The sequence below is a fragment of the Porphyromonas sp. COT-108 OH2963 genome, assembly GCF_000768895.1.
In the GTDB taxonomy this organism is placed as follows: Bacteria; Bacteroidota; Bacteroidia; order Bacteroidales; family Porphyromonadaceae; genus Porphyromonas_A; species Porphyromonas_A canoris.
Window position 1 is genome coordinate 141,486 of sequence record NZ_JRAP01000002.1, and the last position, 20,643, is coordinate 162,128.

Below are 20,643 nucleotides of genomic sequence, written 5' to 3' on the forward strand. Positions count from 1 at the left end.
ATATGAAAACAGCAACTTATATGATCCGTTGCCTTACCAATATGCATGTGGGTAAGGGAGATGCCACTTACGAAGTGGTGGACAAATGTGTACAACGAGATGTAACCACAGAGATGCCCTGCATTTACTCCTCTAGCCTTAAAGGGGCTTTGAGACAATTCTTTTTGAAGCATAGCTTTGCCGACATCAAGCACGTGTTTGGAGCTGATGTGAATAGGGATGAGAAAAAAGAAAACAGGAATCAGGAAAATGAAAAAGAGCATAGCATTGGTAACTTTACGTTCTTCCAAGCCAACCTATTAGCCTATCCTATTCGGACGAAACAAGACAAGCCTACTTCTTATACGCTTAAAACAAACGAAACCCTGAAAGAGCCTATAAAGGAGTTAGCAAACCTTCTTTCCGCTCCATCGAATATTGAAGAGATGTTACCTGAAGGGACTGAAAGGGATTTATCCAATGAGGATCTTGAGCAACTCCCGGTCATAGCCCGTAATAAATTGGACAATGGGAAGAGTGAAAACTTATGGTACGAAGAGGTCGTGCCTGCCGAGAGCCGTTTTGTCTTCTTCGTATCTTACGATAATGAAAAGATTTTTGCGAGTTTCAACGAGATAATCCAAAAGGGAGTCATCCAAATAGGCGCTAATGGTTCTATTGGTTACGGCTTTTGCAAGATTACTAATATTAAAGATCCTCTCAAAAATGAATAAGAAAGTCATACAGAATTTGATTCCTAAGGCTATGCAGGCCATTGAAGAAGTGGGTATTGTTGGTAAGGATAAGAAGTTTAAGAAAGTCCACGAGGGGTACATCAATGCGCTTGGTCCTAATATAGTTCAGTCGGGACTCCTCCCTACACTCATATTCTACAATAAGGATGAGCGAACTCTATGGCTCAGAGCTTTATACTATATGGCAGTGGGCGAAGAGAAAAAGGGGATTGATGAATTTTCCACAGACATTATCCGGCTTATAATAGGCAAAGAAGGGGGAAGCATAGAACAGTTAAAGCCCAAAGCAAAGGAGTGGGAGTACAAAATACTTGAGTATGCAGTTGCTCTCAAGTTGGCTCTTCGAACTTTTGTCGTTGAAGAGTCCAAGAAAGACGAAACGGAACAACAGAAAGGGGGTGAACGATGAATTTTGGACACTGGTACTACCAAGAGTATTTTGATACAATAAATCTCAATAGCAAGGGTATTGTGACTAACTTCTCGAAGTTCAATAAAGAGAAGAATGATAAACTAAAGAATAAACTAAAGGGAGCCACTCTTCCCTATAAAGAGGAAGTTGAGGGGGGGATGGGTTTTGAGCTAACGACTTGCTATCCGGGTTTGCTGTGTGGCGTGGGCTATCACCATGAGATAAACAAACCTAAGAATGAGCCGAAGGAAGATAACGCACCAGAGGTTTACAACCTTGGGATGTACTTTGATTACACTTCCGGTCTGCCCGTTATACCCGGATCTTCCATAAAGGGTGCGTTGAGGTCTGCCATTGAAGAGTGGGATTTTCTCGAATATAAGGAAGGAGACGAACAAAAAGTGTGGAGCGGTTGGAAAAAAGAAGAGTTTATAAAAGAGATCTTTGAAGGTGAAGGGAAGTCTATCTACGATAGGGATATTTTTCTGGATGCTTATCCTGTCTCCGTAAGTGGTGATTCTTCTCTCTTTGGAGACGATTATATTACGCATCACGAAAATCCATTAAAAGATCCCAATCCGGTACGTTTCCTCAGAGTAAATCCCGGTGTTACTTACCGATTCCGTTTTCTATTCAGGAACAATGGCTCTTTTACGGCGGAAGCTAAGGAAAAACTGTTCCGGGAGATCATACTGACGTTCGGACTCGGAGCAAAAACCAACGTAGGATATGGACAGTTTACAGATAAATAGTCCTGATACCGGTATTAAAGCAGAAGAACTCCCTATATTTCTTCGGGAGTTCTCTGCTTACCATTTTCGGGTAAGGTTTGTATCACAAAAGGAGGTGGAGTTTAAGGGCAAGTGGTACTTCCTGCCTCGCTTTGCTTTGGGCAATGCTCTCAAAAACAGCAAAACCTTTTCGCATCTCTACTCCGATCTTTTCAAGCCGGAGAGTACAAGAGGAGAAGAAGAGAAGGCATCCACTATCTCTTCCCGGATTGTTATCCGTGCCGACAAGCCCAATCGGCATCGCATAGCCCGTAGAGAGCCGTTGGATCTCTATATCACCATAGTGGCAAAAGATGCCGCACCGGTAGATGAATTCCTTCGTTTTCTTCCCGAATGGCAGAAGTACAACTTCTTTCACGAGAACCATCTCTCTTACCACTCCTATCAGCTGCTCGACCCGGCAACGGACAAGTATCAGACCGATCTGAAAGCAGAGAATGCTCGGCTCGATATCCGTTTCTTCTTGAAGCATGCACCGAAATGGGAGGATATCCTTACCATTCGCTTCCTTTCGCCCACGACGCTCAAGATAGACCATATCCTTACCGATCTCATTCCATATTCTCGTCTCATGAACCGGGTATCTCGGAGACTTCACGACCTCTACCGGCACTATCTCCTTACCGATGAGCGCATGCAGATAGAGCCATACATCTTTCCGGACAGGGACGATCTGCTACTCTCCCAAGTAAGCATGCCGCGTAAGTCTACCATAAAGGAGAACAGACACTACGATATGTCCGGTATTTTGGGACAGCTTCACTACCGCACTTCCTATCATCCTGTTGCAGCTGCCATGCTGGCTGTGGCTCATTGGGTGCATATTGGTACTCACACCGTATCGGGTAACGGACAGATCGTAGCAGAGCAAGGGGATTCCCTTAAAGAGATGTCGGTTTCTTCTTTCCGAGAACGGAGAAGAAGCCCTCACTCCTTTGCTCCTGTTGTTATAGAGGAAGAGGGTTCTGCTATCGGCATAAGCAGGGATACTATACTGATTCGCAAGGATAACCGGATAGTGAGAGAGCTGCCGGCTCCGAAAGTAAGGGAGATCTCTATAGAGGCAGAAGGTGTTACTCTAAGCGGTAACATGATAAAGTACTGCTCCAAGAACAATATCCTCATTCTTCGGAACGGAGAGCCTTTACTTCTTGAATAGGAATTTTAGATAGCCGGCGGGATATCTTTGTCAATCAAGAAAGTATAATCTTTCTATGAGATATATTGACGACACATGCGCAGTTATATATCGGTATTTTCGAAATTATTTTGCTTGTTTATAATCAGAGAGTTGCGAATTTACTTTTTTGTATATCGTTGATAATCAAATTGTATCTATACATATTCAGTCAGTAAGACTATCAAGACTTTTCATAGCTTTTATGTTTTATTCTTGTTAATGAGTATCTATACATATTCAGTCAGTAAGACTATCAAGACGTAAAAAAACCCTCTAGTTCGTATAATTTTTTCAAATACTGTATCTATACATATTCAGTCAGTAAGACTATCAAGACCCGTTTTGAGGTTCCCCTTCAAAGGCTCAGAGAGCTGTTGTATCTATACATATTCAGTCAGTAAGACTATCAAGACTTAAAAGGTCGGACCCAGCTTGAACCTGGGTTGTATCTGTATCTATACATATTCAGTCAGTAAGACTATCAAGACGAATTTATAACCACTGTTGGCAGTAGCTGTAACCGTCACTTGGTATCTATACATATTCAGTCAGTAAGACTATCAAGACTGTTTGGGGAAAGCCTTCTGAGAGTGGCTCTCGGTTCCGTATCTATACATATTCAGTCAGTAAGACTATCAAGACAGAAAAGTCCTTAAAGAGACGAGATTGTAATATGCCATGTATCTATACATATTCAGTCAGTAAGACTATCAAGACGCTGCTTTGCTCAAGATATCCTCTCTCCTGTTGTTCATCTAGTATCTATACATATTCAGTCAGTAAGACTATCAAGACCTTTTTCCGTACCACCAAATCGCTTTAAATTTTTGTATCTATACATATTCAGTCAGTAAGACTATCAAGACGATTTCACCCTCTTTTTTGCCTGTAATGGTCAGGGTTGCGTATCTATACATATTCAGTCAGTAAGACTATCAAGACGGAAATATAACGATCATAGTATGTGTTACTATAAGTATCTATACATATTCAGTCAGTAAGACTATCAAGACACATTTTTTCATTGCCTCCTGCTTGCCAAGAGATGATGGTATCTATACATATTCAGTCAGTAAGACTATCAAGACTGTAATAGAGAATCTGTACTTTGAGCAAATCCGTGTATCTATACATATTCAGTCAGTAAGACTATCAAGACGAATCCTCCTGTGATTGTATTTTCTACCTCAAAGGCGTATCTATACATATTCAGTCAGTAAGACTATCAAGACTTCAGGGACTGGAGTTGGGTTTATAGATACCTTCAGGTATCTATACATATTCAGTCAGTAAGACTATCAAGACGGATAGGGAAGAGGGCTTCCCTTCTTGGATTGTCGTATCTATACATATTCAGTCAGTAAGACTATCAAGACTTTTTGGGGTTGTTAGTTTTAGTTTGAAGTTGACCGGTATCTATACATATTCAGTCAGTAAGACTATCAAGACGAATGCCCTCTTCTCCGCCTTGGTTTCTCAGGCTTAGTATCTATACATATTCAGTCAGTAAGACTATCAAGACGAGAATGTTATTCTCATTCTCTTCATCCATCCTACAGTATCTATACATATTCAGTCAGTAAGACTATCAAGACCTCTAGTTACTAGATAGACTTCAAACTCACTGAACAGTATCTATACATATTCAGTCAGTAAGACTATCAAGACTCTTGGTTGATCAAAAATTCTCCTTGATGTATTGGAGTATCTATACATATTCAGTCAGTAAGACTATCAAGACGTCAATTCGCTCGGTGTGAGCGATGACAAGCTGAGTATCTATACATATTCAGTCAGTAAGACTATCAAGACGAAAGACCCCTTCCCGTTTGGGATTAAGCAGAGAGTTCAAGTATCTATACATATTCAGTCAGTAAGACTATCAAGACGAATTTTTCTTTTTTCTCTTTGTAGACTTTCAAGTGTATCTATACATATTCAGTCAGTAAGACTATCAAGACGCTATATTTGTAAGTTTTTTGATAAGAGGAACATTGTAGTATCTATACATATTCAGTCAGTAAGACTATCAAGACGATGATGGGGTATGGTGTGCCTCTCTTCGGATTGTCCTGTATCTATACATATTCAGTCAGTAAGACTATCAAGACACTATTCTATTTAATTTTTCAGGACTGCCTGCTCCTTCGGTATCTATACATATTCAGTCAGTAAGACTATCAAGACTAATAATGCCGAGTATCAAAATTTTTATTTTTGTTTTGTATCTATACATATTCAGTCAGTAAGACTCTCAAGACATTTGGGTAAATCCCCTCTCCGATTCCTTCAAAAAAGGTATCTATACATATTCAGTCAGTAAGACTATCAAGACAAAAAGAAAGGAATATAATCATTATCACAACGATGCGTATCTATACATATTCAGTCAGTAAGACTATCAAGACACTTCGGACTCCATTCCTACCATCAACCATATTTCGGTATCTATACATATTCAGTCAGTAAGACTATCAAGACCCTAATTCGGGGACTGGAGTTGGTCTTATAGATACCGTATCTATACATATTCAGTCAGTAAGACTATCAAGACTTTTTTATAGGGATCGGCTCCGCTTTCGCAGAGCCGTATCTATACATATTCAGTCAGTAAGACTATCAAGACTCTTTTGTCTCTCTATAATCTTTGAAGATGTAGGTGAGTATCTATACACATTCAGTCATTAAGCCTATTTACATCAGATTGATAAGTAAGAAAGTTGAGATAAAAGGGTTCAGAAGAATGATTGAAAGGGGATAAAAGATGGGGTGAACGTGTAAAGAGAGGGAGATGAGGGCTTGAATGAGAGAAAGCAAGGCTTGAATGGTACAGATCGCGGTTTGATTTTTAGAAATCAAGCCGCGATTTCTTTTTCTAAATCTGTTCAATCAAAGATTTAGACGTGATCAGAGAAAGTTTTTAAGCCGTATATCGTGTTTTGGGAAAGGGGAGAGGGACAGGTAGATGGCAGTCTGTTGGTAAAGATATGAGGGATTGGAGAGAGAGGAGTGCATTTTGATTTTTGCTTCCGGAAGTCGGTTTTTAGTCGTATTTTTGTAGTAGAATCAAAAAAACAGAGAGAAAGATGCAAAAACCATCCATACCCAAAGGAACAAGGGACTTTCTTCCTCACGAAATGGAGCGGAGAAACTATATATTCGAGACCATAAAGAGCGTGTTTCACAGCTTCGGCTTCCGTCAGATAGAGACGCCTGCAATGGAAAACCTCTCCACTCTCACCGGAAAATATGGAGACGAGGGGGATAAGCTGCTGTTTCGTATCTTAAATTCGGGAGACTGTCTGGCGAAGTTTACGGACGAGGAGCTTTTGGCAAAAAACTCTGCTTCTTTTGCCGCCAAAGCGTGCGACAGAGGGTTGCGCTACGACCTTACCGTGCCGTTTGCTCGCTTTGTGGTGCAGCACCGCAATGAGATAACGCTGCCTTTCAGACGCTATCAGATTCAGCCCGTATGGCGTGCCGACCGCCCTCAAAAGGGGAGGTATCGGGAGTTTTTCCAGTGCGATGCGGACATGATCGGCTCCGACTCTCTGCTCAATGAGGTGGAGCTGACGCAGATTATAGACACGGTCTTCACGAAGCTCGGCTTCCCGGTGCGCATCTTGCTGAACAACAGAAAGATTCTTACCGGTATTGCGGAGTACATCGGGCATGCGGACAAGATCATAGATATTACCGTGGCGATGGACAAGACTGATAAGATTGGTCTGGACAAAGTGGTGGAGGAGCTGAAAGAGCGTGAAATCTCTGATGCCGCAATAGAGAAACTGATTCCGATACTGCGCCTTAGCGGTGGCAACAGAGAGAAGATCGCGGTGCTTCGGGAGGTACTTGCAGAGTCGTCCACAGCTATTCGGGGCTTGGACGAAGTGGAGTTCATCCTCGACAAACTTGCCCTTACGCCGTTGAAGAATGAGCTTGAGCTGAACCTGACACTGGCTCGCGGGCTGGACTACTATACGGGTGCGATATTCGAGGTAAAGGCTGTGGGTGTGGAGATGGGCTCCATCACCGGTGGCGGAAGATACGATAACCTTACCGGCGTGTTTGGTCTGGACAATATCTCCGGCGTGGGTATCTCTTTCGGTGCGGACCGTATATACGATGTGCTGAACATGCTGGATCTCTATCCGAAAGAGAGTGCAAGAGGCACGCAGCTGCTGTTCATCAATTTCGGCGAAAAGGAGGTGGATGCCGTGCTGCCCGTATTGAACATGCTGCGTATGCAGGGTGTGCGGACAGAGCTATACCCGGATGCCGCCAAGATGAAGAAGCAGATGAGCTATGCCGATGACCTTAACATCCCGTTCGTCGCGTTTGTGGGGACAAAAGAGCTGGAGAACGGCGTGGTGAACATCAAGGATATGAAGAGCGGAGAGCAAAAAGACTATCCGATGGATGAGCTTGTAAAGCTTTTCTTATAGATCGTATCTATAACCCTATATATATTATCTGTTGAACGGGTTGATGAGTATATCTAACTTTGTTTTGCAATAATATAGATGTCAGTAAAATTATAAACCATAAAACAATCCAACTTATTATGACACCAATTTTGAACACAACATTTCCGGAGTTTAAGCTGAACGCATACCAAAACGGCGAATTCAAAGTGATTACCAATGAAGATCTTAAAGGCAAATGGTCTTTGGTGGTTTTCTATCCGGGCGACTTCACATTCGTATGTCCTACCGAGCTTGAAGACCTTGCGAACAAGTATGAAGAGTTTAAGCAACTGGGTGTTGAGGTTTACTCTTGCAGCTGCGATACTCACTTCGTACACAAGGCTTGGGCGGACGCTTCTGCTGCCATCAAGAAAGTGCAATACCCTATGTTGGCAGACCCTACGGGAGCTTTGACACGTGCGTTGGGTATCCTTATCGAAGAGGATCAGATGGCATACCGTGGCTCTTTCGTTGTGAATCCGGAAGGGGTCATCAAGATCGTAGAGCTTAACGACAACAGCGTGGGTCGTGATGCAGAAGAGATCCTACGTAAGATCAAGGCTGCGCAGTATGTGGCTTCTCACGATGGTCAAGTGTGTCCTGCAAAGTGGCGCGAAGGTCAGCAGACACTGAAGCCAAGCATCGACCTTGTAGGTAAGATCTGATTCCGGAGCTTTTATGCTGTAGCCCGGTGGGCTGAGAGATGAGTCAAATACGCCCTCGACTACTATTTATTAGTCCGTCGGGGGCTATTTTTTTAGTCTGAAACAAGAAAAACAAAGAATATTTATACCCATGTTTGATAAAGATACACTTGTGCAGGTGGGCAGCTACTTTGCGCCACTCAAGAGGGAATATACGCTTTTGCTGAAAGCACAATCCTCTCATCCTTCGTACAACGATGCCAAGGAGATGATCGAAGAGCTTGCTTCCACATCGGAGAAGCTGTCGGCTGCGTATGAGGAGAGCGAAAACTTCCGGATAGATCTTTTGGTGGACGGAACACCTTCGGGCATCAGCTTCCGAGGCATACCGGGCGGACACGAGTTCACATCGCTTCTTCTCTCCATTCTTAACCACGACGGCATCGGAAAGAATCTTCCCGACGAGGGCGTCTGCCGCCGCATCAAGAGCCTTAATGGCCCGATAGAGCTGCGCACTTATGTCTCTCTTTCGTGCACGAACTGCCCCGACGTGGTTCAGACTCTTAATCTTCTTGCCATCTTCAACCCCGGCATCTCTCACACGATGGTGGACGGATCTTTCTTTCCGGACGAAGTGGAGAGCCTCGGCATAGCATCTGTTCCGACCGTGATGGCGGGCGACAAGGTGATTCATGTCGGCAGAGGAGACATGGCGACACTGCTGAACAAGCTGGAAGAGAGCTATGGCAGCACACCGCAAGAGTCTGTCGGAGAGCCGGAGGAGCGATCTTTCGACGTGATTGTCGTAGGTGGAGGTCCTGCCGGAGCCGCATCTGCGATCTACTCGGCACGTAAAGGGCTCAAAGTGGCAATCGTCGCGGAGCGTGTCGGCGGGCAGGTGAACGAGACCGTCGGTATAGAGAACCTCATCTCCGTGCCTTACACCACCGGCGGAGAGCTTGCGGGCAATCTTCGCAACCATATTGATGCGAACGACATATCGCTCTTCGAGGCTCGCACCGTGAAGAACATCACTCAGGACGGAGGCATATCGAGAGTGGAAACAACATCGGGCGAACTCTTCACAGCACCTGCTCTTATCATGGCGACCGGTGCTTCCTGGCGCAAGCTGGGCGTTCCGGGCGAGAAGGAATACACAGGCAACGGCGTGGCATACTGCGCTCACTGCGACGGTCCGTTCTTCAAGAACAAGCGTGTTGCCGTGATCGGGGGCGGAAACTCCGGCATGGAAGCTGCCATTGACCTTGCAGGGATCTGCACGGAGGTTACCGTAGTGGAGTTTCTTGACGTGTTGAAAGCGGACGAAGTGTTGCAGAAGAAAGCGCAGGAAATGGGTAACATCAAGATCATCCTCAGCACTGCCACAAAGGAGATCCGCGGAACGAACGGCAAGGTAACAAGCATCGTTCTCTCCGATCGTGCCACCGGCAAGGAGACGGAGATCGCTTTGGAAGGTGTCTTTGTTCAGATCGGTCTTGCTGCCAATACTGCACTTGTGAAGGATTTGGTCGAGACCAATCCTCGCGGAGAGATTCTGATAGATCCTTCATGTCGCACCAATACTCCCGGCATCTACGCAGCGGGAGACTGCACCACCGTTCCCTATAAGCAGATTGTTGTGGCAATGGGCGAGGGAGCAAAGGCTGCACTCTCTGCTTTTGAAGATCGCTTTGATAATTATCGTTTTCTGTTTTGGTAATTACCGTTTTCTGTTTTAGTAATTATCGTTTTCTGTTTTAGTAATTATCGTTTTCTGTTTTAGTAATTATCGTTTTCTGTTTTGGTAATTATCGTTTTCTGTTTTGGTAATTACTATTTTCTGTCTTGATAATTACTGATGTCTACTTTGATAATTATCGTTTTCTGTTTTGGTAATTACCGTTTTCTGTTTTAGTAATTATCGTTTTCTGTTTTGATAATTATCGTTTTATATTTTGGTAATTATCGTTTTCTATTTTGATAATTATCGTTTTCTATTTTGATAATTACCGCTTTTCGTTTTGATAATTACCGTTTTTCGTTTTGATAATTACCGTTTTTCGTTTTGATAATTACCGTTTTTCGTTTTGGTAATTATCGTTTTCTATTTTGATAATTATCGATGTCTGTCTTGATAATGAGTGATAGCTGCCTTATTAATGAATAATACTTCTTTTAATAATGAATAAAAGATAGATTTCTAATGAGTAAAAGTCATATTACTAATAAGTATTTCTATATTTCTCGCCGTGAAATATTGGTTTCTCGCCGTGAAATATTGGTTTCTCGCCGTGAAATATTAGTTTCTCGCCGTGAAATATAGAAAAGGTTATTGGGAAATCAATTTTAGATAAGTAAGTTTTTGATTTTTAGTCAATAGGAATTAAACTTTTTTTAGTCGGTTTTCAGAGCAAAACCGGTGAGATTTTGGACGAAAGGAAGAGAGCTCTCCGAACAGAGCGGATGTTTTGCGGCTTTTGTCTGAATGTGGAGATATAAAGAAGCAGAGCCACGGACCGGAAAGATCCGCAGCTCTGCTTGGTGTTTCTATTTTTATCCCGAAAGAAGCGTGTTACTTCTTCTTCTCTGCTTTTGGTTTGGATTCAAACTTTTTCTTTTCTACTCTGTCCACTGCCGCTTGTGAGTTTTCAACGGGTGGAAGCTGAGATTCGTCCGTGATCTCTTCAAAGTAGGCAATGACGTCGCCTTTCTTTACCACCTGACCTTGCTTTACGGCTACTTCGCGGATGCGTCCGGAGATGTTCACCTTGACGTCTTCAGGATAGCCCATAGGTGTCATGACGAAGCAAAGCTTGGAACCTGCGCGGTAAGCGGTGCCTTCGGATGGAGGTGTAGAGCCGTCTTGGAAGTCCACTTCCCAGAAGACTTGCCCCGTTGCAGTGGCAGGTACGGCGATGTATTTGGCTCTCTTGATGGCAAGGATGTCTTCGGCGGAGAAGCCTTGTTTGGTCATCTCTGCGTTGCGAGCCTTTTCTACTTCTTCATTGAAGCGTTGTTTTGCCACACCGCTCTTGTAGTCTCTGTACTGACGGTCGTGCATCGCAAGCTCGAACAGTTCTTCATCGTCTTGACCAAAATCCCAACCATTCTCTTTCATCTCTTGACGATAGGTGTCCAAAGCATCGGGATAGTTGGATTGAGGATCGGCATCGGAGAATTCAAGACCTTTCTCTTTTGCAAGCGCCACGATCTCCGGATCCAATGCTCCCGGAAGTCTTCCGGCTTTTCCAAGAATCATATCCCAGGTATTGGCATCAATTGCCTGCCATCTGCCTTCTCCTCGCTCCATGTTGTAGACATTCATCAGAGCGACATTCTTGACGTACTGAGAGAACGGCGTTACCAGAGGAGGATAGCCGAGCTTTGGCCATACATACTCCACTTCGTTGAAGAGCTTCACCAACAAGTCGTCTATCGTAAGCTCCTCTTTGCCTTCGTTTCGGAGATACATGTTGATGCCGGAGTGTACCCCTTTCAAGTCTGCCATCATAGATCCCATCATACCTCCCGGAAGTCCGCATCCGACAAGAAGTGATGAGGTGTATTTATTGGTCGGATCCATGAAGTATCCCAAGAAGTCGTCCATAAACTCTTGTGTCAGGCTGCGTGCCTTCATGTATGCATTCATGTTGATTTCCGGAACATCATATCCCGCATCTTTCAACATGGCTTGGATGGTGATCACGTCCGGGTGAACCTTTCCCCAGGATAGCGGCTCCATTGCCACGTCGATAATATCTGCTCCGTTCTCGCACACTTCAAGCATGGAGGCAACCGAGAAGCCCGGCCCGGAGTGTCCATGATATTGAACAATCACTTCAGGATGCTTAGTCTTGATGGACTTCACTAAACGTCCGAGCATCTTCGGACGACCGATTCCCGCCATATCTTTCAGACAGATTTCCGGTGCGCCTGCTTCGATGAGTTTGTCCGCAATATTCGAGTAATACTCCACAGTATGTACCGGAGAGTGTGTGATACAGAGTGTCGCTTGAGGTATCATGCCCGCTTCCAATGCGTACTTGATGGATGGGATGATGTTTCTGACGTCGTTGAGTCCGCAGAAAATACGTGTGATGTCTACTCCTTGTGCTTTCTTGACTCTATACATGAGACGTCTTACGTCTGCAGGTACAGGGTACATCCGCAGTCCGTTCAATCCACGGTCCAACATGTGAGTCTGGATACCTGCTTCATTGAATGGCTTTGTGAAAGTACGGACAGCCTTGTTGGGGTTTTCACCATAAAGAAGATTCACTTGCTCGAATGCACCTCCATTGGTCTCTATTCTTGAAAAACAACCCATATCAACGATTACGGGTGCTATTCTTGCTAACTGGTCTAATCTTGGCTGATACTTACCGGACGATTGGAACATGTCGCGGTAAACTAAACTAAATTTGATTTGTCGTTTCATATATATACACTGATGTTATACTACTGATTGTAAAGATACAAAGTTAGATAGACACGGCAAGTATATTAAGAGAATTTTTTCTGTTATCTATAACAATTTGGCTGCTTTTTCGCTGAGAAGACTGCGTTCTCCTTTTTCCAAATGTACGTGCGCAAAAAACTCTTGTCCTGCCATGCGGTCTATCATGTAAGATAGCCCGTTGCTTTTGACATCCAAGTAAGGGGAGTCGATCTGATAAATGTCTCCGGAGAAAATTATCTTCGTACCTTCTCCGGCGCGGGTGATGATTGTCTTTATCTCCAGAGGTGTGAGGTTTTGAGCTTCATCAATAATACAGATAACGTTGCTGAGACTTCTACCTCTGATATATGCTAATGCTTCCACAGAGATAAAACGAGTCCTTAAAAGTTCATCTATCTCAGAGTTTGAACCATGTCGCTGTCCGGTAACATCCTTTATGACGTTGATATTGTCAAAGATCGGCTGCATGTAAGGCTCTACTTTAGCTTCATAACCTCCGGGAAGGAATCCTAAATCTTTATTTGAAAGAGAAACGATAGGACGAGCAATAAGGATCTGCTTAAACCTTCTTCTTTGCTCGATAGCAGAAGCGATGGCAAGCAAGGTCTTACCTGTTCCGGATGTTCCTGTGATAGCAACAAGAGAGAGAGCATCGTCATTGAGAAGATCAAATGCAAACTGTTGCTCGATATTTCTTGGCTTTATGCCCGCATTGACGGAGAACTCTACCGGTTTTAATATTTGACTATCTCCATGCGTTCTGCATAGTAGGGGAGTATCTCCACGTTTTTCGCGTAGCTCGAAGCAGGAGTTCGGGAGGATTTTCTTGCCTCTTGTGGACATAACCTCCTTTATGGTTACCTCTTCTTTCTGCGCCACTCTTGCCAAAACATCCGGTTTGGTGAGAACTCTCCAGATATGTTGCTGCTCCATGTGATGGATATTCTCTACTCGCCCACTTTTATAGTCTTCCGCCTGTACCCCGAATGCAAGTGCTTTGAGACGGAGATTGGCATCCTTGCTGACCAGAATTGTTTTTGTTTCCGGTTCGCTTCTTGCCACGGCGATGGCTATTGAGATAATACGATGATCCGGTGTATTTTGTACAAGAGCGTTATGTACTTTGGGGTCCAAGTTGGTATCTACAACGACATAGAGTCTTCCCATATCTTCTCCCAAAGACACACCTTTGGTTATATCCTCTTTTGAAGCAAAGCGATCGAGTGTGCGTATAAACTGTCTGGCATTATAGTTGAGCTGTTCATTCCCTTTCTTAAAACCGTCAAGCTCTTCTACAACGGTGATGGGAATGTAAATATCATTCTCTTGAAACTTTTTTAGACATTCGGAGTCGTGCAGGATAACATTGGTATCCAAGATGAAGTTTTTTCTGGTACTCATTTGCATAATAGTTTTATCGCTTGCGCGATGTTTATGGTTGGTTACTAGCTTGAACAAATATACAAAATATTCTAATCTGTTTTGTTCAAAAAAAGAAAGCCTCTGAGCACACAAGAGACTCAGAGGCTTCTGCCTTTATTCCCATTCGATGGTTGCCGGTGGTTTTGAACTTATGTCATACACCACTCTGTTGACACCTCTGACTTTATTGATGATTTCGTTTGAAACTTTTGCAAGAAACTCATAAGGCAGATGTGCCCAATCTGCTGTCATGGCATCCGTAGAAGTTACGGCTCTTAAAGCTACTGTATTTTCATACGTGCGTTCATCTCCCATTACTCCGACAGATTTTATTGGAAGAAGGATCACTCCTGCCTGCCATACCTTATCATATAGCCCATACTCTCTAAGCATACTGATGTAAATATCATCTGCATCCTGGAGTATTCTTACTCTCTCCGCATCTATTGCTCCAATAATACGGATACCCAAGCCGGGACCGGGGAATGGATGGCGATGAATAAGATGAGGTCTCATACCCAATTCAAGTCCGACCCTACGTACTTCGTCCTTGAACAAAGTTCTAAGAGGTTCCACAAGTTTAAGTTTCATCTTTTCAGGAAGCCCCCCCACGTTGTGGTGGCTCTTTATGACCGTTCCGGTAATGGAAAGAGACTCTATGACATCAGGATAGATTGTTCCTTGTCCCAGCCACTTTACATCATCTATTTTATGCGCCTCACGGTCAAAAACATCTATAAATCCTTTACCAATGATTTTGCGTTTGGTCTCAGGGTCTGTAACATCTTTCAGTTGTTCATAGAAATAGTCTTTTGCATCAATTCCCTTGACATTCAGACCAAGATGCTCATAGTCTTTTAGAACATTTTCAAACTCATTCTTTCTGAGTAACCCATGATCTACAAAGATGCAAGTGAGTCTGTCTCCTATCGCTCTATTCAATAGAACGGCGCAAACAGAAGAGTCGACGCCGCCGGAAAGCGCAAGGATAACCTTATCATTGCCTAACTCCTGCTTGAGTTGCGCCACGGTTGTTTCGATGAATGATGCAGGTGTCCAATTCCTTTCGCAACCACAAATATCCAAGAAGTTGCTGAGCAGACCCAATCCGCATTCGGAGTGATACACTTCCGGATGGAACTGAACGCCCCAAGTCTTTTCTCCTTCCACACGGAATGCTGCGTTCTTCACACTCTCTGTTGATGCTACCACTGAAAAACTATCGGGAAGGAAGGTTATCGTATCTCCATGAGACATCCAAACCTGACTGTTCGGAGCAATTCCTTTCATCAAAGGATCGGAAGAAGATATCTCTACAAGGTTTGCTCTTCCAAACTCACGAGTGTTAGATGACTCTACCTTTCCGCCCAAAGAGTGTGAGATATACTGTGCACCATAACAGATTCCTAATAGAGGAAACTTCCCTCGAATCTTTTGCAGATCTATCTTGAAAGCCTCTTCTTGATAAACAGAAAAAGGACTGCCCGAAAGGATAACACCTTTTATATTAGTGGTGTCTTCCGGAAATTGGTTATAGGGGACTATTTCGCAGTAAGTATTCAACTCTCTCACTCTTCTTCCAATAAGCTGAGTCGTCTGAGAGCCAAAGTCTAAGATCAGTATCTTTTCAAGCATATTTTTTCTGTTTCTTGTATCTAAAAGTCAGTATATCATGAACAAAGTTAAGAAAAAACTACCTATCAATGAGGTATTTCTTCTATTCAAAGATTTCTTCTTCCTTGGGTTCTACTTTATCTTCGGGAATATCGTGCGATAGAAGCTCCTCGGTCCTGCTTTTCCATGGGCGCTCTCCCAAGATACGAGCCACATCATCCGTATAGATCACTTCATTGGTCAGTAGAAGTTGGGCTATTTCGGCATGACCATCTTTATGATCTCTCAGTATTTGTTTAGCTCTGTCGTACTGCTCATTGATCAGTTCAAGGATCTCTTCATCTATCTTTCGTGCAGTCTCTTCGCTGAAAGGCTTGGTAAATCCATACTCATTTTGAGAATCTTGGAAGTTGATGTTAGGCATCGTCTTACTCATCCCAAAGTAGGTAATCATTGCTTGTGCCATTTTTGTTACCCTTTGCAAGTCGTTGGATGCACCTGTGGATATACGACCAAGAACAACTTCTTCGGCTGCTCGTCCTCCCAAGAGAGCACACATTTCGTCCAACAACTGTTCAGTAGTGGTAATCTGTCTCTCTTCCGGTAAGTACCAAGCTGCTCCAAGTGCTCTACCGCGAGGTACAATAGTAACCTTAATAAGAGGATTGGCATGCTCCAACAGCCAAGAGATTGTTGCGTGACCGGCTTCGTGAATGGCTATCGAGCGTTTCTCTTCCGAAGTGGTTATCTTGGATTTTCTTTCAAGACCACCCACTATTCTATCCACAGCGTTCATGAAATCTATACGCTGTATTACATCCTTACCATTACGAGCTGCAATAAGAGCAGCTTCGTTACATACATTTGCAATGTCCGCTCCGGAAAATCCGGGTGTTTGCCTGGAGAGAAGATCTATATCGACACTTTCGTCCATCTTCAGCCTCTTCATGTGCACCTTAAAGATCTCTTTTCTGTCGTTGAGATCCGGAAGATCCACGTGGATTTGTCTGTCGAATCGTCCGGCACGAAGCAGAGCTTTATCCAAGATATCGGCCCTATTGGTTGCGGCAAGTATGATGACCCCGCTATTGGTATCAAATCCGTCCATCTCTGTGAGGAGCTGATTTAATGTGTTTTCTCTTTCATCATTTCCTCCGAATCCGGCATTTTTACCCCTTGCTCTACCTATGGCATCTATTTCGTCTATGAATATGATAGAAGGTGCTTTCTCTTTTGCTTGCTTGAACAGGTCTCTAACTCTCGAAGCTCCGACTCCTACGAACATTTCCACAAAATCGGATCCGGATAGAGAGAAGAAAGGGACATTAGCCTCTCCCGCCACGGCTTTTGCAAGAAGTGTTTTTCCTGTTCCCGGAGGTCCTACAAGCAGAGCACCTTTAGGTATTTTACCGCCAAGATGAGTATATCTCTTGGGCTCTTTAAGGAAGTGTACGATCTCTTCTATTTCTGTTTTGGCCTCACTCAGACCTGCAACATCGGAGAATGTTACTCGTACTTTGTTCTCTCTGTCAAACAGCTGGGCATTGCTCTTACCCACGTTGAAGATGCCTCCACCTCCACCTTTAGCTCCCGACATTCTACTCATCACGAATATCCAGAAGCCAATGAGAATGATGAGCGGTAGAGAAGAGAAGATGTATTGGAATATGGACGGTTTCGGATTGATATACTTGATCCTTGCATCCGGGAGTTTGTCTGCTTCTTTCAACTTCTGATAGTAGGCTTCAAAACTTCCTGCTCCGGGTACTTCCGTCGTAACATCGTTATTTGCCAATAGAGTCCTTTTGGCTCCTATGGAATCGTCATTACCGGCTTCTTCTTGCTTTGACTTGTGATATTTCTCGGCAGCCTCTTTTTTCAGAGTCCCCACAGCTTCTCCATTTTCGGTATAGACTGTTATGGACTCAAAACTATTGCTATCCATATAAGACTGGAACTCGCTCCAGTCCATCTTGTTTTCCGGAGATGGACTGATTAGGAACATCGTTCCCAGTACTATTAGAATAACGACATATATCCACCCAAAACCGATACCCTTCATGGGGTTTCTACCCCTTGAAGAGTTCGGTCCTTGAGGTCTATTGTTGTTCGTATTTCCGTTCATGCTGTTTTTGGTATTAGATAATTTGTCGGAGAAACTCTATTCTTCGCTTTTTATGTGCGTAATTTTAGCATCTGCCCAAAGTTGTTCCAGAGCATAATAGTTACGCAATTCGGGTACAAATATATGTACCATAACGGAAATATAGTCTATTGCGATCCACTCGCCGTTACCACGATCACTCCAGGTCGGATTTTCTCCGGTCTCTTTTCTTACAATGGTTCTGACAGAGTCTTCAAGAGCCTCCACTTGCGTGTTGGTGTTACCATTGGCAATGACCATATAGTCGCAGATAGGATCATCTAAAACAGTCAGATCAAGAAGGACAATATCTTTGCCCTTCTTCTCTTCAAGTCCTTTTATAGCCGCAAGGGCTATGTCTTTTGATTTTATCATTCAAATAAAAGTGTATGTTCTTGTTGTTTATTTGGCGTTCGGTTTTTCCAATCCGTAGCCTTTCTTTTTATCTTCTATTTTAAGAAGAAGACTCAAAAAGAATGCCAAAACACCAAAAGAGGCAAATACCATCATTGCAAACATAAAGTTCTTTGGTTCTCCTGCCTGAACATTGGGGTTGGTAGAGTCCAAAACCTTACCTACAAACGTTGGTACAAGCATCAGTCCGATGTTTTGAATAAAGAAAATAGCAGAGTATGCCGATCCTAATACCTTGTTGTCTATTAGCTTAGGTACGGAAGGCCATAGAGCGGCAGGTACAAGAGAGAATGCAAGACCAAGCAAAACTATTGCCATGATAGCCTCAACAAGGGCTCTTGTTGTTCCTCTGTCAAAATCGTAGAAAGCAAATATGGAGTGGCAGACAAACATCAAGAAAGATCCCATCATCAGCATGGTTGCTGCTTTACCCTTTTTATCGAGGAAAATACCCATTAGTGGCGTGATAAACACAGCGCCGAGAGGGAACAAGCTGAATATCTGTCCTGCTGTCTCGACACTCAGTCCGAGATTGCTTTGAAGCATATCCGAAGCAAACTTTTGGAATGGGAATATTGCAGAATAGAACAGAACGCAAAGCAGCGAAACAATCCAAAACATCTTGTTGAAAACGATATATTTGAGATCCTTAATGTGGAAAGCTTCATCCTCTTGTGCTTCCATGGATTTTTCTCCTTCTTGCTTGTCCAGCTTTTTGTCGAATACGCAGTAAACAAGATAAAGCAGGAATGCTATCATGAGAAGCGCTGTGCAGAAGATAACAGGTGCTTGCACACTTTCAAAAGTCTTGTTCAAGTATGGAGAGAGCCAGAATACGGCAAAAACACCAAGGCGGGCAATAGACATCTCCATCCCCATTGCCAAAGCCAGCTCTTTGCCTGTAAACCACTTCACGATGATGCGAGACACGGTAACGCCGGCCATTTCACATCCGGTGCCGAATATGGCAAATCCTACACAGGCAAGCTTAGCCGTTGCAGGAAATTCGGGCCAAAAAGAGTTGAAGAACTCATATCCGGGTCCTCCATTGATAAAGGTACCACTCAGGGCATAAACCTTTATGAGCGCACCGAGCACCATAAGCCCTCCGGAGAGACGGATAGTGAAGCGAATCCCCATAGAGTCCAAAATGATACCCGCAAATATGAGGAACAGCAGATAGACATTGATGAAAAATTCACTGCCGGCATACGTTCCGAACACGGAAGAAGACCAGCCTAACACTTCGGGGCGTTCCAGTTCTGTCTTAATAGGAGAGAGAACATCCACAAACATGTAGGCAAAAAACATCGTGAAGGATACTGCGAGAAGCAGTCCCCATCTTACCCATACATTTTCTCTTAGGGTAGTGTGGTTAATTTGAGTTGTCATTTACTTAAAGTTAAATTTATAGGGTTATTCTATATAGCTTACAAATGTACAAAAAATAACGAGTGATGAGCGTTTGACCAATCCGGTTCTAATGTCTCTCGTTTTTATCTCAATTTTCCAATCATTCTATGTTTCCTGATTTCGGATTTATTCGATCGCTATTCGGCACCCAAATGGATACTCAAAACTCTTCGGATAAATATCCTAAAAAATACACCCTGTATCGTGTACATTTTACGCTCTTTTTTGTCAATAGAGACCCCTTTTTCAGAGCCTCATTTTTATATATTCCATCCCGAAAAATGCTCACTTTTTTCGCTCTCTCTATTTTGATCGGAGGGGTCGTTTTCAGAGCACGATCGAATTGTTAAATTGAGCCTGTTTTATTAACACAAATTCTGATACCTGCTAAGCAAAAACGCTAAACGAGCATATTTTGTCGGCTTAACGTGTTTAATTTTTCAATGAACACGTTTAGTGATTTCATTAAACACGTTTACCGGATTCGATTAANCGAGCATATTTTGTCGGCTTAACGTGTTTAATTTTTCAATGAACACGTTTAGTGATTTCATTAAACACGTTTACCGGATTCGATTAACGTGTTTAGAAATTTTATATAATCGGTTGGTTATTAGTGTTTTATCTATTTCGTGGTCGATTTTGCCGATTTTACCCGATTTTCCTCGTTGTGTTTTGTTTACATTTCTGTGGGCTTATTTTGATCTTTATTAACTCGAATTTGGGGCTTCAATTCGATCACGAGGAAAAAGTTTTCAAATTCGCGATATTTTGTAATCGTTTCATGGTGAGTTTGTTATCGGTTTTATCCTGAAATTTTTAGGAGATTCCCTGTTTTGACGACTTCATTTTTCGGGACCTTTTCGCTCTTCATTTTTATATAAAAATACCATCTCCAAAGCCTCTTTTTTATGTCGATTTTTACGTCTAAAAAAGACCGGTTTAATTCGA

The 20,643-nt window shown here is 43.2% G+C and carries 13 protein-coding genes and 1 CRISPR repeat array; of the genes, 7 read left to right on the forward strand and 6 right to left on the reverse strand.

Features of this window, described 5'->3' with window-relative positions; all coding sequences use genetic code 11:
• Positions 1–2: 2 nt before the first annotated feature.
• The 7 genes from cmr4 to ahpF all read left to right on the forward strand — a co-directional run bounded on the left by cmr4 (position 3) and on the right by ahpF (position 9,947).
• Entirely contained in the window at positions 3–713 is a 711-nt protein-coding gene (gene cmr4 / locus HQ39_RS00630) for a type III-B CRISPR module RAMP protein Cmr4 (protein WP_036862689.1), read from the forward strand.
• A complete protein-coding gene (gene cmr5, locus HQ39_RS00635; RefSeq protein ID WP_036862691.1) occupies positions 706–1,143 on the forward strand; it encodes a type III-B CRISPR module-associated protein Cmr5 in 438 nt (145 codons plus the stop codon). Before cmr4 ends, cmr5 begins: the two co-directional genes overlap by 8 nt.
• A complete protein-coding gene (gene cmr6, locus HQ39_RS00640) occupies positions 1,140–1,898 on the forward strand; it encodes a type III-B CRISPR module RAMP protein Cmr6 (RefSeq protein WP_036862694.1) in 759 nt (252 codons plus the stop codon). Before cmr5 ends, cmr6 begins: the two co-directional genes overlap by 4 nt.
• Positions 1,876–3,096, forward strand: a complete 1,221-nt coding sequence (gene cas6 / locus HQ39_RS00645) for a CRISPR system precrRNA processing endoribonuclease RAMP protein Cas6 (protein ID WP_052079274.1) — start codon at positions 1,876–1,878, stop codon at positions 3,094–3,096. The genes cmr6 and cas6 overlap by 23 nt, the downstream gene beginning before the upstream one ends.
• Positions 3,097–3,268: 172 nt before the next feature.
• Positions 3,269–5,817: direct repeats of the CRISPR family, unit length 37 nt; unit sequence GTATCTATACATATTCAGTCAGTAAGACTATCAAGAC.
• Positions 5,818–6,203: 386 nt separating this feature from the next.
• Complete coding sequence (hisS, locus tag HQ39_RS00650) at positions 6,204–7,562, forward strand: histidine--tRNA ligase (protein WP_036862697.1); 1,359 nt, start codon at positions 6,204–6,206, stop codon at positions 7,560–7,562.
• Between the two features lie 119 nt (positions 7,563–7,681).
• Entirely contained in the window at positions 7,682–8,248 is a 567-nt protein-coding gene (gene ahpC, locus HQ39_RS00655) for an alkyl hydroperoxide reductase subunit C (RefSeq protein WP_036792096.1), read from the forward strand.
• Positions 8,249–8,378: 130 nt separating this feature from the next.
• Positions 8,379–9,947: an alkyl hydroperoxide reductase subunit F gene (gene ahpF / locus HQ39_RS00660; RefSeq protein WP_036862699.1), complete on the forward strand. Its 1,569-nt coding sequence runs from the start codon at positions 8,379–8,381 to the stop codon at positions 9,945–9,947.
• Positions 9,948–10,799: 852 nt separating this feature from the next.
• Here the strand turns inward: ahpF and HQ39_RS00665 are convergent.
• The 6 genes from HQ39_RS00665 to HQ39_RS00690 form a co-directional block, all read right to left on the reverse strand.
• Complete coding sequence (locus HQ39_RS00665; RefSeq protein ID WP_036792102.1) at positions 10,800–12,665, reverse strand: biotin/lipoyl-binding protein; 1,866 nt, start codon at positions 12,663–12,665, stop codon at positions 10,800–10,802.
• Positions 12,666–12,752: 87 nt separating this feature from the next.
• Positions 12,753–14,087 (reverse strand): PhoH family protein, encoded by a 1,335-nt coding sequence (locus tag HQ39_RS00670; RefSeq protein ID WP_036862701.1) that lies wholly within the window; start codon positions 14,085–14,087, stop codon positions 12,753–12,755.
• A gap of 135 nt (positions 14,088–14,222) precedes the next feature.
• Positions 14,223–15,743, reverse strand: a complete 1,521-nt coding sequence (gene guaA / locus HQ39_RS00675; protein WP_036862702.1) for a glutamine-hydrolyzing GMP synthase — start codon at positions 15,741–15,743, stop codon at positions 14,223–14,225.
• A gap of 82 nt (positions 15,744–15,825) precedes the next feature.
• On the reverse strand, positions 15,826–17,784 hold the full coding sequence (ftsH, locus tag HQ39_RS00680; RefSeq protein WP_081965352.1) for an ATP-dependent zinc metalloprotease FtsH: 1,959 nt from the start codon (positions 17,782–17,784) through the stop codon (positions 15,826–15,828).
• Positions 17,785–17,883: 99 nt separating this feature from the next.
• A complete protein-coding gene (gene rsfS / locus HQ39_RS00685; RefSeq protein WP_036862707.1) occupies positions 17,884–18,240 on the reverse strand; it encodes a ribosome silencing factor in 357 nt (118 codons plus the stop codon).
• A 27-nt stretch (positions 18,241–18,267) separates the two neighbouring features.
• Positions 18,268–19,671 carry an MFS transporter gene (locus tag HQ39_RS00690; protein ID WP_036848860.1) on the reverse strand — a complete coding sequence of 468 codons (1,404 nt, stop codon included), beginning with the start codon at positions 19,669–19,671 and terminating at the stop codon, positions 18,268–18,270.
• Positions 19,672–20,643: the final 972 nt, after the last annotated feature.